Raw genomic sequence first — 25,999 nt, 5'->3', positions numbered from 1 at the left:
CTTTTTTTTATGGTGCTCCTTTAAGGTCGTCCTGCTAAGGCAGCCCTGTCATCAGGAGTTTAATGCCGTATGAGGTAGTGAGTACGGCGATAAACCCCGCACCGTATAAAAGTAAAAACCATTGCCACGATTTGAGCTTGGCGGCTTTGGCCTTCAGACTTTTTAGAGTCATTAGTAGCCCTCCTGATAATCTTCCACCTTGCCAGCAAAAACACGGTAGCCCCATAACGTGTAGGTGCAAATTAATGGAACGAAAATACATACGCCCGGAAGCAAGAAGAGCAAGCTGCTGTCTGGCGAGGCGGCTTCCATAAAGGTTAACTGTCTTGGTATTAGATATGGGAATAAACCCACCACAAGACCCGCGAAGCCTAATAAAAACAAGGTGGCGGCATACCAAAATGGTCGGCCTTCATGGTGCACTGTGCCATTCGCGTGACTGTTTAGATCTTTCCAAGCCAACAGTGCAACCACCAAGGTGATGATAGGCAAGGGCGATAACCACAAGAAATTGAATCCCGAAAACCAACGCTGACGAATTTCAACTTGGCTTGCTACTGTCCACACACTGACGATCACCATGGCCAAAATCGTGATCAACAAGAGCTGTTTGCCGAGTTTTGCGGCATGTTCTTGAATGCGACCACGGCTCTTCATAAACAGATAACAAGCGGCCAACAGCGCATAACCCGCCATAACGGCAAAACCAGTCAAGATGGAAAAGGGTGTTAACCAATGCAAGCTAGACAAACTGTCTACCCCAGCTGGCACACCTTGCACGATTGAGCCTAGCAACATGCCTTGGCAAAACGCCGCAATGGCAGAACCCGCACTAAAGGCAAAATCCCAATAGGGGCGAGAGGTATCGGATTTAAACCGATATTCAAACGCCACCCCGCGAAAGATCAAAGCAAACAGCATTAGCATGATAGGCAAATAAAAGGTTGACGTAATGCCAGCATAAGCCGCAGGAAACGCGGCAAATAACACCACGCCCCCAAACACCAACCAAGTTTCGTTGCCATCCCAAACGTGTGAGATAGAACGCATTAGATGATCACGCTCGCCGTCTTGGTCAAACCAAGGGTAGAGAATGCCAATCCCTAGGTCGAAGCCATCGAGCAACACATACATAAAGATGGCAAAGCCCAATACAAGGAAGTAGAAAAAAGCCAAATCCATCATTTATCTCCTTGTTTGATTGTCGGGTTATTGTGTGTTTGTCCATTCTGCTCTTGAGTTGTCAGAGATTTCACCCAAGCTAAGGCGTAACCCGGTGCTTTCATACCAATAAGTTGCTGTTCTAGCGCTTCCATAGACGGAGGCCCTTTTTTAATCAACTTACGCATGAAGTACAGATAAACACCAATCAGCAGACTGTAAATGATGACAAACATGGTCAAGGTAAAGAGCACGCGTTCTGCGGGCAGTGGCGACACGATCTCGGAGGTTCTAACCAGATTATAGACAATCCAAGGTTGGCGACCGATTTCGACCACATACCAACCCGCCAGTACCGCAATGACGCCCATCGGTGTAAAGAAGGTTACCAAGGAGAGAAACGCTTTGTTCTCATACAAGCGTCCTTTACGACGCAATAGGAGGGCTAGCGCAGCAATGCCCATCATGCCGACACCAATCCCGACCATGACACGGAAAGACCAAAATACTAACGGCACGTTTGGTCTGTCTTCTGGTGGTACGGCTTTCAAACCTTGTACCGCGCCTTCCCAAGAGTGAGTTAGGATCAAGCTGCCTAGGTTTGGAATACCGACTTGATAATCGTTGGATTCGGTCTCCATGTTAGGCATAGCAAATAGCAAGAGCGGAACGTTTTCCTCTTCGGCAGGCCAAATGCCTTCCATCGCCGCCAACTTAGTGGGCTGATGCTCTCTCACGTTTAAGCCATGCATATCGCCAATCCATGCTTGCAACGGTGTTAACACCAAAGCAAACCACATGCACATAGATAAGCCTTTTTTGGCAAAAGGAATGTTTTTCTTTTTCAGCAAGTAATAGGCGCTGATGCCCGCTACCACGAAGGTTGCCGTAATTAATGACGCCATCACCATGTGAGTGAGACGATAAGGCATGGATGGGTTGAAGATGACGGCCATCCAGCTTTCCACTTCAAACTTGCCATCGATGATCTTGTAGCCCGCTGGGGTTTGCATCCAAGAGTTGGCCACTATGATCCAAAACGCTGAAATCCAAGTACCTATCATCACAGTGAGTGTGGAAAAGAAATGCAGCTTGCGACCAACGCGCTGCCAACCAAATAGCATCACGCCAAGGAAGCCGGCTTCCATGAAGAAAGCGGTGAGCACTTCGTAAGCCATCAGCGGCCCAAGTACTGCGCCAGTAATCTCCGAGAATTTGGAGAAGTTGGTGCCAAATTCATAGGACAAAACGATGCCAGACACCACCCCCATACCGAAGGTAATGGCAAAAGGTTTGATCCAGAATTTGGCCAGTTGGAGGTAATAAGGATTGTGTGTTTTTAGCCACATGCCTTCCCAAATGGCGATCAGTGTCGCCAAACCAATGGTGATACTGGGAAAAATAATATGAAAGCTCACCGTAAAGGCGAACTGAATGCGAGATAAAATGGCGACATCGAGATCCATGGCAACTCCCGTTTAAAAATTAATATGGACTTAGGAATTGTTCTTAACGCGTTGAGCACGCATTTGTTGTAACGCCAGAGGCAATAGGGCTAAGCCTACAATGCTAAAAAGCGCGATGATTTCGGTCATTAAAAAGCCAGTATTCATGATGCTTGTCCTGTCATTTGAAAATAGTTTGATTTAAATCAAGGTTGTCTTACCTATAGCAAGGGACAGGCCAACTATTAGTTAAATTTATACCATTGATTTTAAAGGAAAAATTTCTGGCTTTGCGTGAGGTGTAAAAAAGGTTTACGATTTTCTCACTTTTAGATGTAAACGAGGTTTACGATTTTGACACTTTCCCTGATGTTTGAAGCGGCCATGTTGGTGACCAGTGTCTGCGGCGTATTGGTCGCGGTCTGGTTGTTGTGGCGAGCTAGAAAACAAAGTGATCTACAAGCTCTAGCAGGTTTTGCCATTATGATGGCGATTTGGTGTTTTGGGCATGTGGTCTTGTTCCAAGGCTATAAGCAAATAGGCATTCATATCATTTTGGCTAATCCACTGATGCCAACGTTCTTTTTGCATTTTGCCATACGCTTTGTGAACTCGGGGGCTGTTAAAGAGCCGCTGTTAGAACGTTTATATCGGCTTGTGCCTTGGTTTTATTTCACCAGTTTTGCCGTCGTCCTACAAAGCTGGTGGGTTGGTGCAGGGGAGGCTATCAGTACTTTGGATACGCGTTCCTTTTTCATCTTCACCGAGGCGGGGGCATGGAACCTTGCCTACACAGTATTGGTCGGTATCTTGGCGCATGGGGTGTTGTTATTTGGCTGGTATCGTCATTCCGGCAATAAAAAACGCTCGATTTTGGCGATGTTTGGCGTTGGCGCTTGGGGCTTGTTGTTAGCGACCAGTTTTGTGTTTCCTTCCTTTGGCATTAGTTGGTTTCCGTACCCCATGCTCTTGCTGCCAACCTATTTGCTGTTGTTGGTTTATGCGGTAGTTCGCTATCAAATTTTGTCGGTCAATGCCTTTGCCAATCGTGCTTTGCTTTGGGTTGCCATGATGTTGGTGATTCTCTGTGTGATCGCGGTCATCAGCGTGGTGTCTGGTCGTATCGGCTTGCAAGCGCTGGCCAATGTACCCAGTTGGCAGCTCTGGTTGTATTCCTTGCTGATTTTGGTGGTAGCGGCGGTGATTTATCAGCCTTTAAGTCGTTTGGTTTCTCGGCTGATTTATCCCGGCGCGTTATTAAATGAAGCCGTGTTAGATATCTGGTCAACCCAATTGAAAGAGGCTCAGGACTGGGCAGAATTGACCAACGTTGGTGAGCAGTTACTCTCGCGACAAATAAGACAAACTGTTGCCATTCAATTGCAACATGGCGACTTTCCAGTAGAAGAAAAGAATAATGCGTTGGCCATACAAGTGTCTCGGTCTGAGTCAGATTGGCACTTTGTATTAATCGGTTGGGAAGATGCCAGCCCTGGCATGCGTCTTACGGCGGAAGTGTTTGCGTCTTTGTTTACCACCAGTTGTGGTTTGTTGGAAAGATCCTTGGCATTGGCGGTGGCGGAACGAAAACGCATGGATGAACAGCATTTGGTGGAACTGGGCAGTTTGTCTGCGGCCATGGCCCATGAGCTGCGCAACCCGCTTAATATCATTTCCATGGCGGCTTATGACACCCCTGTGGAGACGCGCCAACACATTCAGACCCAGCTTAAGCGAGCCGACCGTTTAGTGAGCGACATGTTGGTGTACTCAGGTGGCTTGTCATTGCAAATTGTTGCCACGCCATTGCGATCATTGATTGCTAGCGTATTGGCACAAGCTCAGCTTGAAGGCGTGAGTTATGAGCTTGATATAGAGGAAACAATGGAGCTGGAGGCCGACTCGCAGCGATTGCAGCAAGTGTTCATCAACCTGATTGATAATGCCGTGTCCTTTTTACGCTCCACGCCCGACGGCAAGTTGTTTATTGAAGCCAAAGAAGAGGACCAACAGATTGTGATTCACGTCCATAACAACGGACCCGCAATCGATACCAGTTTACAAGGCGAGGCCTTGTTTCAACCCTTTGTGACCAAGCGAGCGGGCGGTAGTGGTCTTGGCTTAGCCATTGTGCGCCGTATTGTTGACGCCCATGGTGGGAAGATTTGGCATCGCTCTGATTTGGCTTGGCCAGTGACCTTCGAACTTATTTTACCGCGCCATTTTTCTGGTGCAGCGCTTTCAAATAGAGAATTCCATGACTCAAAATAAAATACTATTGGTTGATGACGAACCTGCTTTTCGTGAACTGGCAAGCCGTTGGTTGGCGAACCAAGATTACCATGTGAAAACGGCGGCAAGTTTAGCCGAAGCGAAATTGGCGTTAGCGGAATTTGATGCGGACTTGGTGTTATTGGATTTATCTATGCCGCCGCATTTTGATCCGCAAGTGACCTTGGAGGCGATGGATGAATTCGCTGGCCGCCCAGTGATTATTATCACAGGCCACGCCGATCGAGACTTGGCCTTAAAAGCCATTGAACTCGGGGCATGGGACTTCATTGCCAAGCCGATTGATCCTGATATGTTGGCCGTAGTGGTGCGTCGAGCCATCACCAAAACCACCTTAGAACGTGAATTAACTCAGTTAAAACAAGTGAGTGGATCCGCTCATGGGGCGTCAGCCTACATTGGTCATTCGGTGAGTTCGCAAAAGGTGAGGGCGCTGGTGGAGCGAATTGCGCCGACCGATGTACGTGTCTTGGTGACTGGGCCATCTGGTACTGGCAAAGAGGTCATTTCTCGTACCTTGCATGACTTGAGCCACCGCGCGGCCAAGCCGTTTGTGTCTGTTCACTGTGGTGCGATTCCAGCGGAATTGTTGGAAAGCGAGTTGTTTGGTTATGTGAAAGGTGCGTTCACTGGGGCGGAAAAAGACAAAGTCGGTTTATTGAGTTTAGCCGATGGTGGCACCTTGTTTTTGGATGAAATCGGCGAAATGCCATTGGCCATGCAGGTCAAGTTGCTGCGGGTGTTGCAGGAAGGCACTTTCTTTCCGGTGGGAGGACGAGAGCAGAAGCACATCGACATTCGAGTGATCTCAGCGACCAATGCCGATTTAGTGGAAAAGGTTCGCGAAGGCAGCTTCCGAGAGGACCTGTATTACCGTATTAAAGGCGTCAATATTGAAAACCAAGCACTGTCGGAGCGACTCGAAGATGTGCCTGTGTTGCTGCAATCCTTCTTGCAGCGTTTGCAAAATCAGCAAGCCATGCCACTCCAGCTGAGCCCCGAAGCCGTGCAATGGTTTCGTGATCAAGCTTGGCCTGGCAACGTTCGTGAATTGAAAAATGCGCTGGAAAGTGTGGCCTCTATTTGTCCACAGGGGCAAATCACGATGGACGATATTCAACTCTTGTATCCAAATGGCGAGAAAATTCGTCCAACGTCGGTTAATTTGCCAACAAGTGACGCTTCGCTGGATGAACAGGTGCGTGATCTTGAAATTCGTTTGATTACCCAAGCCTTAGAAAAGAATCAAGGCAACCGCACTCAAGCGGCTAAGCAATTAGGGATTTCTCGACAAGGCTTGATTAAAAAAATCGAGCGCTATGGGTTGTCATAACTTTGGTATGCCTGAGTTCGTTCTTTGATGAAGCAATACTTTCGACTCTTGAAGATATTGTTTTTTGTACAAAATTTATTTTGTTGTTTTTATGAACTGCGGTGTAGTATCTGACGATAATTTTACAAAATAGCGAATAATAAGGATGTTATTATGAAGTGGCAAAGTCTATCGATTAGAAGTCGCATGTTCTCTGTGCTCGCTGTGTTGCTGGTGGTTAGCACTGTGGTGTCTGTCAGCACTCAGGCTCTTTCCACTCTGGATACTGAGTTGGAACAGTTAAAAAAAGACGTTTTACCTACCTATCTGGCCAATTTGGCCTCGCAAATCAGTACGGAAATTACCCCGTTAATTACAGCCTCACATCTGATGACTAATGACAATTTTGTTGAAGATTGGGTGCGTAAAGGGGCGTCAGATAACCAGATTGCGTTTATAGAAGCTAAGTTGAAATCCGTGAAAGAGATCGCAGGAAGTGACTCGACGTTTTATGTGTTAAATGGGCCAAATGGGTTGGAATATTTTGGCTATGAAAAAGACTTTTTTAGGACGCCGTTAACGGACTACCCATTCAAAGAGTTCTATCCAAACTTTTTGGCGACAGGACAAGATTATGAACTGAATTTAGAATATGAATACAAGATGTTGTTTATTAACTATCGCAGTGATGATCTTGATCCAAACACTAATAAACCTTATTCCGTAGCAGGGCTTGGCATTAAAGCGGATAAGCTGATTAATATGGTTCAGAAGCTTAAAGTAGGACAGCAAGGTCGTGCCATGTTAGTAACAAGTGATGGTGAGGTTCAGGCAAAGGGTGATTCACCGTTTATGGAAGTGGTCGATAAAAGTCATCTTTCTAGCCTGTTAAACAACAAAAAGGACGTCGTACTCGATGATGTGACGATTAATGGGCAGGTTTATTATCTTGGCTCTTTATGGGTGCCTTTGTTGGATAGATTTGTGATGCTTTCTGTACCGAAGCAGCAAATTATGGCACCGATTTATAAGCAGCTGCAGAATGCCTTCCTTTATTCCATTGTTTTTATTTTAATTTCTTTGTTCATTCTTCATTTTGTGATCGGTTCTCTGACTCGTCCCATCGTTGCGATTGGCAAGGATGTTCGTTATGTGTCTGATAGCTTAGATCTTAATTATCAAGTCAAAAGCTCTGATAAGGCTGAAATTGGTGGTTTGGCCGATGCCGTTAACTCCTTGTTATCAACTTTGAAAAGTTCGCTTTTGACAGTGAATGATGCGGTTAAAACGACCGATGGTGCTATTGCTGGTTTGCATCAACAGGTGGATGAACTTTCCAAAGCCTCTGAGGCAGAGAAGCAATCGGTTGATCAAATTTTTAACTCTACCCAAGACATTACCGAGCAGAGTGCGCAGGTAAAAGATTTAGCCACCAAAGCGGGTGAATTGTCGGATCAAAGTAATGTCGAGCTTCAGCAAGCGAATAAAGAAGTTCAGAGCAGTTTGGTTTTTCTTGAAGCGCTGGAAGTGGATATGTTGCAAAGCAAAACCAGCTTAGGCGAGTTGAACGACAATATAGAGAAGATTGTTTCTGTTTTGGATGTGATCAGCTCGATTTCTGAACAGACTAATTTGCTGGCTCTTAATGCGGCCATCGAAGCCGCTCGGGCGGGCGAACATGGTCGCGGCTTTGCCGTGGTGTCGGATGAAGTTCGTATGTTGTCGCAGCGTACCAGCGAATCCACCAATGAAATTCAAAGTATCATTACTCAGTTAAGAAGCGCATCGACTCAAGTGACGTCACAGATGGATGTAGCCTGTGAAAAAAGCGTTCAGACCTTAGATAGTCAAAAATTGGTGTCAGAAAAAGTGAATGCACTTGATGACTTCTTACAGCAACTATTTGATATGAATGAACAGGTCGCCGAGCGGGCAGGCATTCAAAACGCTTCTGTGGAGGATATCAATCAACACTTATCTATGTTGGCAGCACAAAGCGAGCAGACAACTGAATTATTCCATCAGAGTCGAGCGGCGACGAATGCCATTGGCGATGAAATGCATCACCTTAAAGAGAAAGTGGATCTGTTTAAAGTGACTTGATGCTTATTATGACTTTTACCGAGCCTAGAAAGTTAGGCTCGGTTTTGACTGATTTTAGTATCGGGTTAACTGGCTTTTTTAAGTGACTCGGTTAGGTGAGTGAGAAAGTATTGTACGATAGCTGGTAACTGCCTTCCTGACATAACTTGCACTTGCAAGCTACGCTGGGCTAAAGAAGGCTCGCGCATTGGTCTGATGACCAGTCCGTCTTGCTTGGCTCGTCGCGCTACCGTTAATTCTCCACATAAAGCAATGGCATTTTCACTTTCGCTGGCAAAGGTATAGATGGAGCCAACCGATTCGCTCGATAAGGCTGGAATAATCTGTACTCCTTCCACATGGCAGGCGATATCAAATAAATAGCCAACTGTTGTACCTGCGCCTGATGTTGCAATAGGGTAATCGACTAAGTCTTTGACGCTAATCGATTTTTGATGAGCAAGAGGGTGATGTTTAGATAGCATGGCAATGATGGGAGAGGGGACTTGCATGGAGACCTCGACTCCTTGCTCTGGTTGCAAGTTAAAGGTGAAAGCTGCGTCTACACTCCCTTCTCTGACCAGCTGTGAAGCTCGGCTAGACTCTACCACTTTTAAGGAAAACCTCGCGGCTGGGTATTTAACCCGAAACGTCGCAATGACATTGGGTAAGAAGTCCCAAGCCATCCCCTCTGGACAAGCAATGACAACAGACTGTTGTTGGATGTTACTGAGCCCACGCATTTCTGAGACAACATTTTTAAATTCTAAGACGTTGCGTAGTGAGTAGGTGTACAGCACTTCGCCTGCAGGTGTGAGTGTCATCCCTCGTGCTTTGCGCTCAAACAGTGTCAGTTGCAGCCGTTCTTCCAGTTGTGTGATTTGACGGCTGATGGCAGATACTGCCACATGCAGCTCTTCCGAGGCGGCAGAAAGGGAGCCTGTTTTGGCAACCGAATGGAAATATTTAAGTGGAATCTCATGCATGGCTTTCTATTAAATCGAACTCTTGGTTACAGAAATGATAATTGTGATAAACCAGTGGTCATCTTAAGCTAAACCACAATTAAAAATCGACTTCTTAGGAGATAAAATGCCAGATTCATCCTCACAAGGGCGTCAGTTGGCTTTGGATTATGCTGTCCAAAATATAGCAGATGGGCAATTTTTTGAGACATTACAACGTCGTGTCGCTTATCAATCAGAAAGTCAAAATCCGGATGCCTTACCTGAGCTGGCTCGTTATCTAAGTGAAGAGATTCTCCCATACCTAGAAATGTTGGGTTTTCACTGTGACATATTCGACAATCCTATTGCTGGCTGCCCGCCGTTATTGATTGGTACTAGAATAGAAGACCCGAGCTTACCAACCTTACTTACTTACGGGCATGGTGATGTAACCAATGGGCAGGCTGAACGTTGGCAAACAGGGACGCACCCATGGCAGCTGACTCAGCACGGTGATCAACTATTTGGACGTGGTACAGCAGACAATAAAGGTCAGCACACCATCAATCTGATGGCTTTGGAAGCGGTGTTAAAGGTTCGAAAAGGCAAGTTGGGATACAACCTAAAAGTCTTGTTCGAAATGAGTGAGGAAGTAGGTTCAAAAGGTCTTGAACAATTCTGTCAATTGCATAAAGAAGCATTGAGTGCAGACTTATTTTTAGCGTCCGATGGGCCGCGCTTAAATGCTAAAACACCAACTATCTTTTTAGGCTCTCGTGGTGTTTGGCAGTTTCGTTTGCGTTGTAAAACGGAAAATGGTGCGCGTCATTCTGGGAACTGGGGCGGTATTATTACCAATACGGCTATTCGACTACAACATGCTTTAGCGACACTGGTTTCGCCGCAAGGTAAGGTTATTCCTGATTGTTTGCGAGCACCTTTTCCAGAAGGGCTTACCGCTGACATGATGCGAGCTTTACCGGTTGGCGGGTATGCAGGTGATCCTGAACTAAATGACAATTGGGGGGAGCCACAACTGTCTCTGGGAGAACGTTTGTTTGGTTGTAACACTCTTGAAGTCATTGCGTTAGGTGCGGGTGATGTTAACAAACCGATTGGCGCGATTCCTGATCTTGCTGAAGCGGTATGTCATCTTCGTACTGTACCGGGTACGGATCACAATATAGTCGAAAATCTGTCTGCGTATTTGAAAGAAAAAGGTTTTGCTGATATCGAAGTGATTGTTGAGGGCGGGTACAGTGCAACGCGTCTTGATCCTAATCACCCGTGGGTAAGCTTTGTTCAGTCATCAATGAATGCTTCGTTAGGACAAGAGACTACCGTACTACCGAACTTAGGAGGAACCATACCAAATCATTGTTTTGCTGATGTGCTTGGTTTGCCTACGGTTTGGATGCCGCATTCATATCCTTCTTGTAAACAACATGCTCCAGATGAACATTTGCTTGTCAGTGTGGCTGAGCAAGGTTTGGCTGCGGCAGCGGGCGTTTTTTGGGACTTAGCTGATTTTCAAGTAGTTTCAAAATAGAGAAAACAGATGGATTTTTTAATGTATTTATTGCTAGGGGCCTGTTCAGGCGTTCTAGCTGGATTATTTGGTATTGGCGGTGGGTTGATTATCGTGCCTGTGCTGGTATTTAGTTTTACCGCTCAAGGTGTGGATGGCGAGGTGCTAACACACTTAGCGGTGGGGACATCACTGGCCGCCATCTTCTTTACCTCCATTAACTCTGTCTTAGCACACAATAAGAAACAAGCTGTATTGTGGTCTATGGTGATCTGGCTTGGTGTAGGAATTTTGTTTGGTAGTGCTTTCGGTGGCATTTCTGCGGCATATATTCCAGGTGATAATTTACAGAAAATTATTGGCGTATTTGCGCTGGTTATGTCGTTGCAAATGGCGTCTGGCTGGCGACCTTCGAGTCAATCGAACAATTTGTCTAGGCCGGTAATGATGTTCTCGGGCGGTATCATTGGTTGGGCTTCGGCTATTTTTGGTATTGGCGGCGGTTCTCTCATGGTGCCTTTCTTAACTTGGAAAGGTGTGGAGATGAAAAAAGCCGTTGCCACTTCGGCGGCATGTGGGCTGCCAATTGCGTTATCAGGTGCCCTATCTTTTATTTCTATGGGCTGGAAGCAAGATAATTTACCAGAATACAGTATTGGATTCGTTTATTTGCCTGCGTTGGTGGGGATCGCCTTGACCAGCTTCTTTTTCGCGCGCCTAGGCGCCAAGCTTGCCCATCAACTTAACCCTGTGTTGCTAAAGCGTTTGTTTGCTTTGTTGCTGGCTTTAGTCGGTATAAATTTTTTATTGTAAGTAAAGTGCAGATTCTTCTGTCAGCGTGTTAGTCCCCTAAAGTGTTTGTCCTCCCAGGCGCACTTTAGTTTTTCCTCAGTAGGTTCGTCCTGCTGGGGATTTTTTATAGTAATTCAGTGCATAGTCCGATTAAAAGTATCCATTAAGACTACTTGGTGATTCAGAGTGTCGGGGTGTTAGTTTAGATACAAGCCGATTTAAGATGGTCTTCTAGGCATAAAAAAGCCGTGTCTGGCACGGCTTTGAGTATGGAATAAAACTTTAGGCTATGTGGAAGCGTTTGCGAATAACGATTAGCGTTAATAAGCTCACGACACAGGTAAATAGCAAGTAGTAACTTGGAGCCAATAAATCGTCGGTGGCACTGATCACCCAAACTAATAAGAAAGGCGTGAAACTACCGAATAGAGTCGTGCTAACGTTATAGCTTAACGCCATGCCTGTGGCCCGTACTTTGGTTGGGAACAGTTCTGACATCAATGCTGGTAAGCCACCGAAATACATGGCTTTCAGGATGCTTAGCCAGAATAAAACCGAGGCCAGCATGAGCAAGGTCGCATTATGAGACAGCAATAAAAACGCAGGATAGACCGTAAAGAAGAACAACAGACCGGCGATTGTCATGAGTCGAGTTCGGCCCATCCGATCAGACAGAATGCCGATGAAAGGAGTAAGCAATGTCAGAACGGTGTAGCTGATGAGGGTTCCACCGTAACCAATAGAGCTACTTAGACCTAAATACTTGGTGGCATAGGTCGGCATAAAAATAATGGAGTAAGTCACAGAGGTCGACAGTATCATTGCGCCAATATTGCATAAAATCGCTCCCTTATTGTCTTTAAATAGCTCAAATAACGGCACCTTAGCGTGTTCCGCTTCTTTGAACTCTCCCGCTTCTTCAATATGGCGGCGAATATAAAGGCCAATCGGGCCGATCAACAGACCGAAAATAAAAGGGATTCTCCACCCCCAGCTCTCCAGTTGATCTGTAGTCAATGTGGCGGTCAGCACTAAGCCAAAACCAGCACCTAACAATCCACTGACGCCTTGACTGGCAAACATGAAGCTAGAAATAAAGCCTTTGCGTTCTGGATAGTGCTCAACCAACATGGCTGTGGCGCTGCCAAACTCACCGCCAGCAGAAAAGCCTTGTAGCAAGCGTGCTAATAAAATGCCAAGCGGTGCCAGTAAACCAATCGTGTCATAAGTTGGCATGATTGCGATTAAGAAAGTGCCAGCCATCATTAACCAAATGGTTAATAGCATTGCCGCTTTCCGGCCTACTTTATCGGCATAGCTGCCAATCACTATTGCGCCCAAAGGTCGAATTAAATAAGACATGGCAAAAGCGAACAGAGCCAACATTAAAGATAAGGTTTCGTCATCCGTTGGGAAGAAGAGCTTTGAAATGGTGCGCGCAAAAAATGCATAGGCAATGAGGTCGAACCACTCTAGGGCATTGCCAATAGAAGAGGCAACGATAAGCTTTAAAAGCTTTCTGTCTTTTGTTTGGTCAGTGGCAGCTAAGTTGCCTGAAACAGTGTCTGACATTGAAGGGGACTCCACAGTTTATTTAATAATTATTTCAATGGAAGATACTATGGAGTCATTAGGTTTTGCACAATTGTTCATTTATTAAGACATCTTTGCCTTTTTTAGAAAAGAGGTTTGATCATTTTGGTGCGTGATTATGCGTTTACTTAGAAAGAGCGTTACTCTCATTCACCGTGCAATGTATCTCGCCATCCTGAACTCTCACCGAAATCGCATCGCCTTTTTTTGTTTCATTGATTGAGCGAATGATTTGATCGTCTTTCGAGGCAATGGCGTAGCCTCTGGCGAGCGTATTAAGAGGGCTGACGAGATTGAGCTTATCAAGGATACGAGCAAAAGCCGTTTGTTTATTGGCCAGTGTGTGACTCAGTGCACGAGCAAGTCGGGCATCCATGTCTTTTAGTTTTTGTCTATCCTGATCAATTCGGCGGTTAGGGCTATTTTTTACAAGCCGATGAGTCAAGTTGGTGGTTTGAGTGTGTTGCTCCAGCATCTTGCGCTGCATGCTTTGTTGCAAGCGACGTTTCAATTGCTCAAGTTGGTTTTGCTGTTGTTCAATACGCTCTTTGGGGTGACGAATGCGCTTGGTGGTAAAGTCGAGCTGTTGCTGACATTGTTCGAGGATGCGTGACATACGTCGAACCAGTTGTTTTTCTTGTTGCTCAATTTGCCGAATTAGATGATTGCGATCTGGGCTCAAAAGCTCTGCGGCAGCCGTTGGTGTGGCGGCGCGCACGTCGGCCACAAAGTCGGCAATGGTAAAATCGGTTTCATGGCCAACGGCAGAAACAATAGGCGTTTGGGCAGAAAAGATCGCTCGGGCCAAAGTTTCGTCGTTAAAACTCCATAAATCTTCCAATGAACCGCCGCCGCGACCAAGGATGATGGCGTCAAAATGTCCGCTGCCGTCGGCTCGTTGTAATTGTCTTAGAATGTTTTTGGCAGCGTCTTGGCCTTGTACTAAAGACGGCAGAATAGTCAGTTCGGTCAACGGAAAGCGGCGACGGAAAGCAATGACCATATCTCGTACTGCTGCACCGATGGGAGAGGTGATAATGGCAACCCGCTCTGGTTTGGTTGGCAATGGTTTTTTGTGTTCCGGTGCGAACAGACCTTCCGCTTGCAAACTGTTCTTTAGGCGTTCAAATGCCTGTTGTAGTGCGCCTTCGCCAGCGGATTCCATACTTTCCACGCTAAGTTGGCAGTCGCCTCTTGGGCCATAAAACGTCACTCGAGCACGCAGCCGAACCATGTCGCCATCTTTAGGTTTAAAACGTACAGCGGCATTTTTGCCTTTGAACATAGCGCAGCGTATTTGGGCTCGATCATCTTTTAAAGAAAAGTACCAGTGTCCTGAGCCTGGTTTGGCGAGATTGGATATTTCCCCTTCCACTAAGATCCACGGTAAGCTGGCTTCAAGTAGTTGTTGTATTTGTCTATTTAGTTGTGAGACGGTGAAGGCGGTTTCTTGCGTTGTAGGAGCTGTAAATTTTTTCATCAATCTCTCGTGGTTTTGATTTACCGAATGCAACTATTGGAGTAGAATTACTTGCCATCTTAACACCCTTGTTGGCATTGGAAACTCCCCATTATGTTACGAATTATGCAAGAAGCTTTAACGTTTGACGACGTATTGCTTGTCCCCGGCTATTCCGAAGTTCTTCCTAAGGATGTTAGCCTCAAAACGAAAATCACTAAAGACATTGAATTAAATATTCCGCTTACGTCTTCAGCGATGGATACCGTTACGGAACATCGTATGGCGATTGCTCTGGCTCAAGAAGGTGGCATTGGCATTGTGCACAAAAACTTGACCATTGAAGAGCAAGCGCGTGAAGTGCGTCGTGTGAAAAAATTCGAAAGTGGCATCGTTCGCGATCTCGTTACCATCAATCCTGAAGCCAGTGTTCAAGAGCTTATGGATTTGACGGCGGCGAACAGTATCTCAAGTGTACCTGTTGTTAAGGGTTCTGACTTGGTTGGTATCGTGACAAGTCGTGATGTGCGCTTTGTGAAAGACTTTGACAAAAAAGTCTCTGACATTATGACACCAAAAGATCGTCTTGTGACGGCACTTGAAGGTGCTTCATCTGGTTCTATTCGCAAATTGCTTCATGAAAATCGCATTGAAAAAGTGTTGATTGTTAATGAGCAGTTTGAATTGCGTGGCATGGTTACCGTAACCGACTTTAATAAAGCCACCACTTTCCCAAATGCTTGTAAAGACGACCAAGGTCGTTTGCGCGTTGGTGCCGCCGTTGGTACGGGGGCCGATACAGAAGAACGTGTGAAAGCGTTGTCTGATGCGGGTGTGGATATCATCGTTGTTGATACGGCACACGGTCATTCTAAAGGCGTAATCGATCGCGTTCGTTGGGTAAAAGAAAACTTCCCTCATATTCAAGTGGTTGGTGGTAATATTGCAACCGCCGAAGCCGCGATTGCTCTAGCAGATGCGGGCGCTGATGGCGTGAAAGTCGGTATTGGCCCAGGTTCTATTTGTACTACTCGTATCGTTGCGGGTGTGGGTGTTCCACAAATCAGTGCGGTGGCGAATGTGGCTGAGGTGATGAATCCTCGTGGCATTCCGGTTATCGCTGATGGTGGCGTTCGCTTTTCTGGTGACATTGCAAAAGCCATTGCGGCTGGCGCGAGTGTCATTATGGTTGGTGGTCTGCTTGCTGGTACTGATGAAGCACCAGGCGAGGTTGTCTTGTTTCAAGGTCGTGCTTATAAAGCCTACCGTGGTATGGGTTCATTGGGTGCAATGTCTCAAGCGCAAGGCTCTAGTGACCGTTATTTCCAAGATTCAAGCAGCGTTGAAAAATTGGTTCCAGAAGGCATTGAAGGCCGTGTACCGTCTAAAGGCCCAATGGTGGCAGTTGTTCATCAGCTTATGGGGGGGGTTCGCTCTTCCATGGGTTATACTGGCTCGGCTGATATTGAAACAATGCGTACCAAGACTCAGTTCTCTAAAATTACGGGCGCTGGTATGCGTGAGAGTCATGTTCATGATGTGACGATTACCAAAGAAGCGCCAAATTATCACGTGGGTTAATCGCGAGATAATTTGACACTGAGATGGGGCGTACAACACGCCCCATCTTTATTTATTGCTCTTACTATTTATTGATTGCTTCTACAAAAAAGATTGGTTTCTTTGAGTAGAGTGAAAGGAATGGCTAATAATGTCGCAAGATATCCACGCTCATAAAATTCTTATTCTTGATTTCGGTTCTCAGTACACTCAGCTCATTGCGCGTCGTGTTCGTGAAATCGGTGTTTACTGTGAAGTTCGTGCTTTTGATATGGAAGATCAAGAAGTTATCGACTTCGATCCAAAAGGCATCATCTTAGCGGGTGGCCCTGAATCCGTTCCTGAGCCAGGTTCTCCTCGTGCTCCAGAAGCTGTATTCACATTGGGTGTGCCGGTATTTGGTATTTGCTACGGCATGCAAACCATGGCAGAGCAATTGGGCGGTAAAGTTCAAGGTTCTGAAATTCGTGAGTTTGGTTACGCGCAAATTCGTAAGCACGAAGGGCCTGCGTTGTTTGATGAGATTCAAGATCACATTGCTAACAATGGTGTTGCCTTGCTTGATGTATGGATGAGCCATGGCGATAAAGTGATTGAAATGCCAGAAGACTTTACTTTGATGGCATCAACCGACAGCTGCCCAATTGCGGCTATGGCCAACGAAGCGAAGAAATTCTACGGTGTACAATTCCACCCAGAAGTCACTCACACCCTACAAGGTGGCCGCATCCTATCGCGTTTCATCGTCGATATTTGTGGTTGTGATACTTTGTGGACGCCTGCCAACATTGCACAAGATGCGATTGAGCGTATGCAAGAACAAGTTGGCGACAAAAAAGTTCTTCTAGCCCTTTCTGGTGGCGTGGACTCTTCTGTTGTGGCGGCATTGCTTCATAAAGCGATTGGCGATCAATTGACGTGTGTCTTTGTCGACAACGGCTTGCTTCGTCTACATGAAGGCGATCAAGTCATGAAAATGTTTGCCGACAACATGGGTGTAAAAGTGATTCGTGTTGATGCGGAAGACTTGTTCCTTGGCAAACTAGCAAACGAAGCGGATCCAGAGAAAAAACGTAAGATCATTGGTAACACCTTTATCGACGTATTCGACACAGAAGCGACCAAACTGACGGATGTAGAGTTCCTTGCACAAGGTACTATTTACCCAGACGTGATTGAATCTGCTGCGTCTAAAACAGGCAAAGCACACGTTATCAAATCTCACCACAACGTAGGTGGTCTGCCAGAAGACATGCAATTCAAACTGGTTGAGCCTTTGCGTGAACTGTTCAAAGACGAAGTGCGTAAGCTGGGTCTTGAACTAGGCCTACCGTATGACATGGTTTACCGTCATCCTTTCCCAGGGCCAGGTCTAGGTGTTCGTATCCTTGGCGAAGTGAAGAAAGAATACGCTGACATCCTACGTCGTGCCGATGCTATCTTCATCGAAGAGCTACGCAACGCTGGCTGGTACGAGAAAACAAGCCAAGCCTTCGCGGTATTCCTTCCAGTTAAATCTGTTGGCGTAGTAGGCGACGGCCGCCGTTACGAATACGTGGTAGCACTTCGTGCCGTTGAAACCATCGACTTCATGACAGCACGTTGGGCGCACCTACCGTACGAACTGCTAGAGAAAGTGTCTGGTCGTATCATCAACGAAATTGAACACATCTCCCGCGTGACCTACGACGTATCCTCTAAGCCACCTGCTACTATCGAGTGGGAGTAGGGCTGATTATAAATAGCTAATAAAGCCTTTAGGAAATAAATGAAATGCCAGCCAGTAATACTGACTGGCATTTTTTATTTTAATAATTTATCGAATCAAAGTTTCCTATCAACTTAAGTTGTTCAGACGCTCGTTTTTTTATGAGTGATTCTTTACTTGTACTAATTCATACTTATTCTGTCATGCGTCTCGGTCCGTTTCCTTCTGCACCCAACTCATCGTAAGGGTTGAGAAGTTTGCATCGTTCAAGAGACAGGCAACCACAGCCAATGCAATCGGCCATCATGTTTTTCAATTCTGTTAATTGCGTAATCTTCTTATCTAACTCATATTGCCAACGCAATCCTAAGGCTTCCCAATCTTCTAGGGTGACGCGGTTACGGTTAGCGAGTTCTTCCAGCTCTAATAAAATATCGTCTAACGAAAATCCCGTTCGTTGAGCCACCTGAATCAAAGAGACAATGCGAATAACATGCTTAGGATATTGCCGATGGTTAGAGGTGTTTCTCTGACTTTTTATTAGTCCTTTTCGTTCGTAGAAATGCAAAGCCGATACCGCTACTCCTGTTCTTTCACTTAAGGTTCCGACTGAAATCCATTCAGGCATGATTATTTTGCGCATAATGCTTGACCTCAACTTAAGTTTAGGTTTCAGAATAGTCGAAAATTTCAACTATCTCAATCTTTTTGCCGAGGAAAGGTTTTATGAAACTAAAAATGCTCGATGCCAGCGCCCTGTGTCTACTGATGATTTCCACACTAACGGTCATGTCGAATGCGACGATTGCCCCAGCGTTACCTGGGTTGGCCAATGAATTTTCAGGGACAACTTCTTCTGGATTGCTAGTCAAAATGCTGTTGCCGATCCCCGCGTTATTTGTGGTTATCTTCGCGCCAATTCTAGGCTGGACAGCCGATAAATTCGGTCGCAAAAATCAAATCATTATTGCAACCATCGTCTTTGCTGTAACCGGCTCTGCAGGGGCTCAGTTGCAATCTCTCGAAAGTATTCTTATTAGCCGCGCCATTTTAGGTATATGTGTTGCTGGCTTGATGACGGCGGTAACCGCGCTGATTACCGATTATTATGCGGGAGATAAAAGAAGCCAGTTTATGGGGCTGCAACAAGCCTTCTCTAATATCGGTGGTATTATTTTTATTGTTACAGCAGGTTATTTATCAGGTATCAGCGCACGGCTTCCTTTTTATATCTATGCCATGGCTATTTTGCTGGTTCCACTCGTATTTCTCTCGATTCACGATAACCAAAAAAGCCATAAACAGAGCGTTAGTAACAGTGACGATATCGATACAGGTTGGAAATTCCCTCTACTCGGTTGTGCGATATTCATTTTCTGTCACATGGTTGTCTTTTATATCTTGCCAACCCAAATCCCATTTTTTATGGCGGAAATAGGCGTTGCTGACCCCAGTCTGTCGGGCTTAGCTATCGGCATGAGCACATTAACCGCGGCAATCACAGGCGTTTTGTTTGGCAAGCTAGTCACGAAAATTCAAAGTTATGGTGTGGCACTTGTTGGTTTTCTTTTTATGAGTCTGGCCATGTTGGTGTTATCCCAAGCCACGTCGTATAGCCTCGTAATGCTTGGCTGTAGCCTGATGGGCGTTTGTATGGGGCTGATAATGCCTAACTTCATGGTGAAAGGTATGGAGTTAGTTCCCAGCGCTAAACGTGGTCTTGCATCTGGCGTATTAACCAGCAGCATTTTTATTGGGCAATTTGTCTCGCCATTTATTACCTCATCACTCATTTCCAAGTTTGGATATAGCGATTTTTATTTATCAGCGATGGTTTTCACCGTCATTCTAGCCATTGCTGGTACCACCATACTGAAAAAGCAATCATCGATAACTTCCACTTTTAACAGAGGTAACTAACATGAAAGTATTGGCTTTTGGCACAAGTAACAGCAAACACTCTATCAACAAAATACTCGCCTATTACGCGGCACAAAAAATAAGCGACGCCGAAGTAACATTGCTCGATCTGAACGAGTTTGAAATGCCCATCTACAGCGTGGATAGAGAGCAAGAGTAGGGGATTCTACAGTTAGCACGCGATTTTTATCGGGCAATTGGTGGGTCCGATGTGGTAGTGATATCGTTTGCCGAATATAACGGCTCGTATACCTCAGCCTATAAAAATGTGTTTGATTGGGCTTCTCGTATCGATATGCAAGTGTTTCAGAATAAAACTGTATTGATGTTAGCCACGTCGCCGGGCCCAAGTGGAGCGCAGAGTGTTTTAGGTGCAGCACAGGCGTCAGCGCCTTACTTTGCTGCAAATGTGATCAGTGCGATATCGTTGCCTAGTTTTTATGATCATTTCGATTTAGAGAGTAATGTAATTACTGATGAAGTGTTCAATCAGAATTTGCTCACAGCCATCAGTAAGCTTTCAGTTTTTTAATGCTTGACGCCTTTAAGTGTTAAGCTTGCGAGACGCAAAAAATAAAAAGAATCGACACATGGTACAGATGATGGTATCGATAATGAGTGTCTTTCTAAGGGCTGTTATATAAGCTAATTTTTTATTGGCTAATGGTCTGTGTTCGAGTGTAAAAAAGCCCCCAACATTGCATGTTAGGAGCCTGTGGGAATTAGGCTGTTGCCATTCTTAAACGTAAGACAGGTCTGTCGTCGATTGGCAGGTGGAGTAAGGCCGAGATAAAGGCGAGGATGACGGCTGACCACCAAATTGGGTCGTATGAGCCGTAATAGTCGTAGACCAAGCCACCGACCCATGCCCCTAAGAAGCTGCCGATTTGGTGAGAGAAAAACACCAAGCCATAGAGCGTTGATAGGTAGCGAGCACCAAAGATTTGACGCACTAAGCCGGAGGTAATGGGGACGGTTCCTAACCAGCAAAAGCCGATGGCAGCCCCGAAAATGCCAGCGGTTAGTTCGGTGGTGGGGATTAACACAAAGGCGGCGATGACGGCGGTACGTACGAAGTACAAGGCTGACATAACATAGTGTTTACTAAAACGGTCTGCCATGGCGCCCCAGAAGTAAGATCCTAGGATGTTAAATATGCCCACGTAGGCCAGTGCCATAGCGGCAGTGGATGCGGGTAGATTTTTATCCAGCACGTAGCTTGGGAGGTGGGTGGCGATAAACATCACATGGAAACCACAGACAAAAAAACCAATATGAATTAACCAGTACCCTTTGTGCGAAAAGGCTTCTTTCAAGGCTTCTTTTATTGTTTGTTTGTCTTCGTGTATCGGAGTTGTGTGATGAGTCTCTTTCTTGGCGGTCTTAATGAATAGAGCAAATACCACGATGAAGCTACACAGGACTGCGAATATCTGCATGGCGCTTTGCCAGTCATAAATGCTCAACATGGTTTGCGCACCTGGGATCATGGCAAACATGCCAAATGATCCTGCCGCTGTGGTTAGACCGAAGGCTTTTGCCGCATGTTGCGCCGGTACTACTTTCGCGATGGCACCCAGTACGATCACGTAGCTGGTGGCACTTAAGCCCAGTCCAACCAGTACACCTAATGTTATGTACATCATGGTGGGTTCGACCGTGATCGATGTTAAGTACAGACCTAAAGCGTAAGAGATAGCGCCTAAAACGATGATGCGTTTTGGCCCCCAACGGTCCGCGGCCATGCCAACAAATGGCTGGAACGCGCCAAACAGTAAGTTTTGCAAGGCAATGGCAAAACTGAAGAACTCTCGTCCCGTATGGAAATAGTCGGAAATGGGAGCCATGAAGATACCAAAAGATTGCCTGATCCCTAGGCTGGTAATCAATATCCCTATGCCTAGCCAAACTAGGAGTGGAAACCGGAAACTAAACATAATATTGCTCTTAATTATGGCTATGGGGATGAGAGAGTTCTTTGTTTCCTCCTATGGATTTATGGCCACCACGGTTAATGGTTTGCGCTGTCATTATTTCTCTGGGCTGGGTGAGCGATAGATAAAGGTCAATGACAGACACAACATAGTTAACAATCTCAGCACTTTAGCGACAGTGGAATGAAACAAGTGCGTATGTGCGCTTAACTAGTATATTGGCGGAGTTTAGAGCGTATTTGGTAGGGACTCAAATGATAAAAAGTGAAGGGGTCTATGCAAAATATACATAAATTAAATTTATCATTAATCAGGCTGAACTATGGCGTTAGCTCCGCATCCAGCCCCATCTCTACCACGCGTTTAGCGATTAGTTTGCCACACTCTTCTTTTACAATACTTCTTAGCCATTTTTCTGAGGGGGAGTACTCGCACCTAGGATGCCAAATCATGGAATAATCAAACGGAGTAAAATGAAAGGGTAAAGGTTTGACGACCAGATCATAGCGTTCAGACATTAAATAAGCCAAATCGGCTGGTACGGTAATAATAAGTGGCATCATATCTACAATGGCCAGTGCCGCTTCTAAATGATAGGCCCTTAGAACCATTTGGCGTTTTGGTTTATCTTCTAGTGCTTGCTCAATAAGAGATTTAACCCCATCGCTTATGGCGATCATGGCGTGAGGAAAATTTAAATAATCCTCTAGGCTCATCTGTTTATTGGCTAGTGGGTGTTGTTTAGACAATAGACATGACACTCCAACTCGGCCCAATGTTTCATATTGTAATGGTTCAATAGAATGTATGGGGCGGCAAATCGCCAAATCTGCTCGACCGTAGGTGAGTTGTTCTTTTAAATGTGCGTCTTGTAGTGGCAAAAACTCGAAGGCGACATTGGGAGCTTCTTGATAAATGCGGGGCAAGGCAAAAGGTAAAATGGTTTGCATCGCATAATCTGTTGTCACAATGGTGAATGTTTGGTCGCAGGACTTAGGGTCAAAATCAATGGGGGATAATAGCTGTCTAAGAGAGTTGAGAGGTTCACCTAATGCTCTGTTCATTGACAAGGCCTTTTCGGTTGGAACCAAGTATTGTCCCTGACGGGTAAATAAAGGGTCCGATAATAAGGTGCGTAATCGTCCCAGCACTCGGCTCATGGCGGATTGGCTGAGGTTTAAGCGAGCAGCAGCTTTGCTTACGCTGCGCTCCTCAACGAGGATTTGTAACGCCACTAACAGGTTTAAATCCCGACGATAGCTTTCTTCTACTTTCATACCTAGCCTGAAACAATCTAACAACCTTAACAGTGTCACCAGCAAATGTCGGAAAACACCCTCTAGTTTGGAAATTATACTCTGTCAAATCCTTCAGGCTTGGTCTTTTCTAGACGTAATTTTGCCTATTATCCCCCATGGTTTAAGTAGCCAGATGGATGTTAAAGAAAATACCCCGCAAATAAGGTCAGACCAAAGCCTATTAGGATGGCGCCGGCCACTCTCTCAACTATGTGTATGTAGGCTTTTAAATAGGTTTGAACCTGGGGGCGACCGATGGCGGTTGCGATAAATAAGTCCCAAAACAGCACAGCAAGGAACATCCATACGCCGCAAGAGATTTGTTGAATCAATGTCACCTCACTGCCAAGGATGACTGTCATTAAGCTCATATAAAATAAAGCGTTTTTAGGATTGAGTAGAGCAGAGTTTAACCCGAGGATGAGTTGGTGCATGGCGGAGGGTGGCGTCTCTTGACCGGTTTCCAGTAGCGCGTTGTTTTTTCTGCTGCGTAGGAGTTTTTGCCCGACCCATAAAAGGTAAATGGCACCAGCGGCTTGAATCAATGCAAAAGCCATTTGATTATCTCGAAGGTTTGCCCATCCCAGTATGACGAGTGCGATATAAATCGCATTACCTAGGGCGACGCCAAGACAGATAAACCTACTGCCTTGTAATCGGTGGCGAATAGAGTGGGCAATGATTAGGAAAAAGTCCTGTCCTGGGCTTAATAACGCGACGAAGTGGGCCAGTGCTAATGCAGGAAAAGCCGCAGGAAGAAGGGTTGTGAGTGACATAACAAGTTACCTATAGATTATTTTTTTCCAACTATAGGCTTTGGGTGTCAGGGAATATTGTCGAAAATTGACGTTCCTTGTTGATATTGGCGAGGCGTTGAAGCGGTATAGTTCACAAAAGTACGATGCAGTTGGCTCTGATCTGAAAAACCAACTTCCGCGGAGACATCCACTATGCTCATTCCTTGTCTTAATAAAATCTTAGCTTGCTCGATGCGGTTATTGTTAAGAAAGGATTTTGGCGTGATGCCATAATGCTTTTTAAAACGGCGAATTAATGTTTCCGCAGGTTTGCCAAGTTCTTTCGCTATGACATCAAGGGACGGAGCCTGTGTTATATCTTGTAAGAGTCGAGTTTTTAGCTCACTGGCTAAATGGCTTTCGTCTTCATGTTCCAGAATAGGAGAGCAATAGCGGGTGACTAGGTTAAACACCTGCCTTTCTAGGCGGCTTGCTGTTTCCTCGTTGTCTTGATTTAACACGGCATGGATTAGCTCCGACAATTTTATCTCTGTGTCTAGGGCTGGTAGTAAATTGTGCTGGCAGTCGTATTTTTTGATCTTGTAACCATAGAGTTTTGACAACAAGTGGCAGCACCATGTGTTGTCGATATAGAGCATGTGGTAACTGCGTGGTTGACCCTGCAAGGGATTACAGGAGTGAACGACGTTGGGCTCAATAAGAACCATGTCCGCTATTTCAAGCGTCATCTTATTGTTTGGTAGGGTTAACTGTGTTGTACCTGACTCAATGATGCCAATGGAGAGTTCGGAGTGACAGTGTGCTTTATAGCTTTGCGTGCTGTTTTGAGTTGTGCGTATTGTGAGGAATGGAATACCCTTGCTACTCCAAAAATGCTGATTAACATTACGAACCGTATCCATCACAAAGCAAAACTCCAAACCAAGGATCTTATGATCCTATTGCACCAATTGGTTTTGCGCAACCGCCTAGGGCTCTCTTAACGTTGGTGTCTGTTTAAGGTCTATGAAAATGCCTTTCCTTATAGGAGAGGGGTTGTTTTAGATGGTGATGGTTTTCATAAAAAATTCTGGAGTCCAGTTGTGAAATTTCCAACACCCTTAATAGAAGGGAAATTGATTAAGCGCTATAAGCGTTTTTTGTCTGACATCGAGTTGCCAAACGGTGACGTTGTGGTGGCTCATTGCCCAAATACGGGCTCCATGAAACGATGTCAGCAGGATGGGGCTCGTGTTTGGCTATCTAAAAGTGATAACCCAAAGCGTAAGCTGGCTTATACCTGGGAGCTGGTGGAAGTCGACGCTCAGTATCTAGCGTGTATTAATACCGGTTACCCAAATAAGTTAGTCGGTGAAGCCATTGCAAATGGCGTGGTGAAAGAACTTGCTGACTACCCTGAACAAAAAGCGGAAGTGAAATACGGAGAGAGAAGCCGTATTGATTGGTTGCTCACAGGCAATGATGGTCGTAAATGCTACGTGGAAGTGAAAAACGTCACCTTATTAGAAGAGGACGGTTTGGGGTGTTTTCCAGATGCGGTGACGGATCGTGGTCGCAAACACTTATATGAACTGGCGAAGATGGTTGAAGAAGGTCATCGAGCAGTAATGTTCTTCTGTGTGAGCCATACAGGGATAAATTCAGTGACTCCAGCAGTTCATATAGATAAAAAGTATGCGCAGGCTTTTGTTGAAGTGGTAGCGAAAGGGGTGGAAGTGATTGCCTATCAAGTAGCGATTGATTCCCAAGAGATGAAAGTAGTGCGATCGGTGCCCGTGGTTATGCCAGATCTATGAGAGTAAGCAGCTTGTTTTTGTGTTGTTTTGGTCATTTAACAACCAAAAAAAGCGTTCTTTGATGGTTTTATGAACGAATACCCTTTTATTTAAAATAAATTGAAAGAAAATGTCGAAAAGGGTTGCACAAAATCTGTAGATCCTTAATATACGCCCTCGCTGACACGGACAAGGCTTCAGAGCAACGAAGACCAAGTTCAACTAACCAAACATAAGTTTGCTTAGTCATTCAAGTTAGCACGCTCTTTAAAATAGATAATCAGATAATTTGTGTGGGCGCTCGCTGGAGGCTTCAGAAGATCCTTTTAGGATCAAAAAAATTGAAGTCTTGCGAAACGTCTAACACGTCAATTCGCTTTATGTTGGCTTGTTGTTCTTCGGGACAGTGAGTCGATTAAGTTATTGTTAGTGTAA

The 25,999-nt window shown here is 45.5% G+C and carries 20 protein-coding genes and 1 pseudogene; 10 read left to right on the top strand and 11 right to left on the bottom strand.

Annotated features, from left to right (window positions below):
* Nucleotides 1–34: 34 nt before the first annotated feature.
* Genes C0J08_RS20550 through C0J08_RS20540 form a run of 3 tightly spaced genes read right to left on the bottom strand, consistent with a single transcriptional unit; the run spans nucleotide 35 to nucleotide 2,627 of the window.
* On the bottom strand, nucleotides 35–172 hold the full coding sequence (locus C0J08_RS20550; protein WP_212653752.1) for a hypothetical protein: 138 nt from the start codon (nucleotides 170–172) through the stop codon (nucleotides 35–37).
* Nucleotides 172–1,185, bottom strand: coding sequence for a cytochrome d ubiquinol oxidase subunit II (gene cydB, locus C0J08_RS20545; RefSeq protein ID WP_249344405.1), 1,014 nt, complete (start codon nucleotides 1,183–1,185; stop codon nucleotides 172–174). The genes C0J08_RS20550 and cydB overlap by 1 nt, the downstream gene beginning before the upstream one ends.
* Nucleotides 1,182–2,627 carry a cytochrome ubiquinol oxidase subunit I gene (locus tag C0J08_RS20540; protein ID WP_212653751.1) on the bottom strand — a complete coding sequence of 482 codons (1,446 nt, stop codon included), beginning with the start codon at nucleotides 2,625–2,627 and terminating at the stop codon, nucleotides 1,182–1,184. The genes cydB and C0J08_RS20540 overlap by 4 nt, the downstream gene beginning before the upstream one ends.
* 333 nt (nucleotides 2,628–2,960) lie before the next feature.
* Between C0J08_RS20540 and C0J08_RS20535 the strand changes: the two genes are divergently transcribed.
* The 3 genes from C0J08_RS20535 to C0J08_RS20525 all read left to right on the top strand — a co-directional run bounded on the left by C0J08_RS20535 (nucleotide 2,961) and on the right by C0J08_RS20525 (nucleotide 8,313).
* Nucleotides 2,961–4,877 (top strand): sensor histidine kinase, encoded by a 1,917-nt coding sequence (locus C0J08_RS20535; protein WP_249344403.1) that lies wholly within the window; start codon nucleotides 2,961–2,963, stop codon nucleotides 4,875–4,877.
* Nucleotides 4,864–6,231 carry a sigma-54-dependent transcriptional regulator gene (locus tag C0J08_RS20530; RefSeq protein ID WP_212653750.1) on the top strand — a complete coding sequence of 456 codons (1,368 nt, stop codon included), beginning with the start codon at nucleotides 4,864–4,866 and terminating at the stop codon, nucleotides 6,229–6,231. The genes C0J08_RS20535 and C0J08_RS20530 overlap by 14 nt, the downstream gene beginning before the upstream one ends.
* A 153-nt stretch (nucleotides 6,232–6,384) precedes the next feature.
* Nucleotides 6,385–8,313: a methyl-accepting chemotaxis protein gene (locus tag C0J08_RS20525; protein WP_212653749.1), complete on the top strand. Its 1,929-nt coding sequence runs from the start codon at nucleotides 6,385–6,387 to the stop codon at nucleotides 8,311–8,313.
* Between the two features lie 65 nt (nucleotides 8,314–8,378).
* Here the strand turns inward: C0J08_RS20525 and C0J08_RS20520 are convergent, their stop codons facing one another.
* Nucleotides 8,379–9,278 (bottom strand): LysR family transcriptional regulator, encoded by a 900-nt coding sequence (locus C0J08_RS20520; RefSeq protein WP_212653748.1) that lies wholly within the window; start codon nucleotides 9,276–9,278, stop codon nucleotides 8,379–8,381.
* A gap of 106 nt (nucleotides 9,279–9,384) precedes the next feature.
* Between C0J08_RS20520 and C0J08_RS20515 the strand changes: the two genes are divergently transcribed.
* Entirely contained in the window at nucleotides 9,385–10,788 is a 1,404-nt protein-coding gene (locus C0J08_RS20515; protein WP_212653747.1) for a M20 family metallopeptidase, read from the top strand.
* A gap of 9 nt (nucleotides 10,789–10,797) precedes the next feature.
* The gene (locus tag C0J08_RS20510; protein ID WP_212653746.1) at nucleotides 10,798–11,580 is read left to right on the top strand and encodes a sulfite exporter TauE/SafE family protein; all 783 of its coding nucleotides are present in this window, start codon (nucleotides 10,798–10,800) and stop codon (nucleotides 11,578–11,580) included.
* Between the two features lie 261 nt (nucleotides 11,581–11,841).
* On the opposite strand, the gene C0J08_RS20505 is transcribed toward C0J08_RS20510, so the two are convergent.
* Together C0J08_RS20505 and xseA are read right to left on the bottom strand one after the other, a co-directional pair.
* Entirely contained in the window at nucleotides 11,842–13,131 is a 1,290-nt protein-coding gene (locus C0J08_RS20505) for an MFS transporter (protein ID WP_212653745.1), read from the bottom strand.
* 145 nt (nucleotides 13,132–13,276) lie between these two features.
* On the bottom strand, nucleotides 13,277–14,632 hold the full coding sequence (gene xseA, locus C0J08_RS20500; protein WP_212653744.1) for an exodeoxyribonuclease VII large subunit: 1,356 nt from the start codon (nucleotides 14,630–14,632) through the stop codon (nucleotides 13,277–13,279).
* 93 nt (nucleotides 14,633–14,725) lie between these two features.
* Between xseA and guaB the strand changes: the two genes are divergently transcribed.
* Entirely contained in the window at nucleotides 14,726–16,192 is a 1,467-nt protein-coding gene (guaB, locus tag C0J08_RS20495; RefSeq protein ID WP_212653743.1) for an IMP dehydrogenase, read from the top strand.
* A 130-nt stretch (nucleotides 16,193–16,322) separates the two neighbouring features.
* The gene (gene guaA / locus C0J08_RS20490; RefSeq protein ID WP_212653742.1) at nucleotides 16,323–17,900 is read left to right on the top strand and encodes a glutamine-hydrolyzing GMP synthase; all 1,578 of its coding nucleotides are present in this window, start codon (nucleotides 16,323–16,325) and stop codon (nucleotides 17,898–17,900) included.
* Nucleotides 17,901–18,072: 172 nt separating this feature from the next.
* On the opposite strand, the gene soxR is transcribed toward guaA, so the two are convergent.
* On the bottom strand, nucleotides 18,073–18,522 hold the full coding sequence (gene soxR, locus C0J08_RS20485; protein ID WP_212653741.1) for a redox-sensitive transcriptional activator SoxR: 450 nt from the start codon (nucleotides 18,520–18,522) through the stop codon (nucleotides 18,073–18,075).
* Between the two features lie 83 nt (nucleotides 18,523–18,605).
* On the opposite strand from soxR, the gene C0J08_RS20480 reads away from it, so the two are divergent.
* The gene (locus C0J08_RS20480; protein ID WP_212653740.1) at nucleotides 18,606–19,799 is read left to right on the top strand and encodes an MFS transporter; all 1,194 of its coding nucleotides are present in this window, start codon (nucleotides 18,606–18,608) and stop codon (nucleotides 19,797–19,799) included.
* Nucleotide 19,800: 1 nt separating this feature from the next.
* A pseudogene (locus C0J08_RS20475) lies at nucleotides 19,801–20,331 on the top strand (NADPH-dependent FMN reductase).
* 190 nt (nucleotides 20,332–20,521) lie between these two features.
* On the opposite strand, the gene C0J08_RS20470 reads toward C0J08_RS20475, so the two are convergent.
* From C0J08_RS20470 to C0J08_RS20455, 4 genes are all read right to left on the bottom strand, one after another.
* Nucleotides 20,522–21,736 (bottom strand): MFS transporter, encoded by a 1,215-nt coding sequence (locus C0J08_RS20470; RefSeq protein WP_212653739.1) that lies wholly within the window; start codon nucleotides 21,734–21,736, stop codon nucleotides 20,522–20,524.
* Between the two features lie 317 nt (nucleotides 21,737–22,053).
* Nucleotides 22,054–23,010: a LysR family transcriptional regulator gene (locus C0J08_RS20465; RefSeq protein ID WP_212653738.1), complete on the bottom strand. Its 957-nt coding sequence runs from the start codon at nucleotides 23,008–23,010 to the stop codon at nucleotides 22,054–22,056.
* A gap of 161 nt (nucleotides 23,011–23,171) precedes the next feature.
* Nucleotides 23,172–23,807: a LysE family translocator gene (locus C0J08_RS20460; protein WP_212653737.1), complete on the bottom strand. Its 636-nt coding sequence runs from the start codon at nucleotides 23,805–23,807 to the stop codon at nucleotides 23,172–23,174.
* Nucleotides 23,808–23,854: 47 nt separating this feature from the next.
* Nucleotides 23,855–24,691, bottom strand: a complete 837-nt coding sequence (locus tag C0J08_RS20455) for an AraC family transcriptional regulator (RefSeq protein ID WP_212656365.1) — start codon at nucleotides 24,689–24,691, stop codon at nucleotides 23,855–23,857.
* A gap of 180 nt (nucleotides 24,692–24,871) precedes the next feature.
* Here C0J08_RS20455 and sfsA point away from each other — a divergent pair, with 180 nt between their 5' ends.
* The gene (gene sfsA, locus C0J08_RS20450; RefSeq protein WP_212653736.1) at nucleotides 24,872–25,585 is read left to right on the top strand and encodes a DNA/RNA nuclease SfsA; all 714 of its coding nucleotides are present in this window, start codon (nucleotides 24,872–24,874) and stop codon (nucleotides 25,583–25,585) included.
* The last annotated feature ends 414 nt before the right edge of the window (nucleotides 25,586–25,999 follow it).

This window comes from Marinomonas sp. CT5, assembly GCF_018336975.1.
Classification (GTDB): Bacteria; Pseudomonadota; Gammaproteobacteria; order Pseudomonadales; family Marinomonadaceae; genus Marinomonas.
The sequence above is the reverse complement of the archived record's forward strand: the minus strand, read 5'-3'. Positions and strand labels throughout refer to the sequence as shown.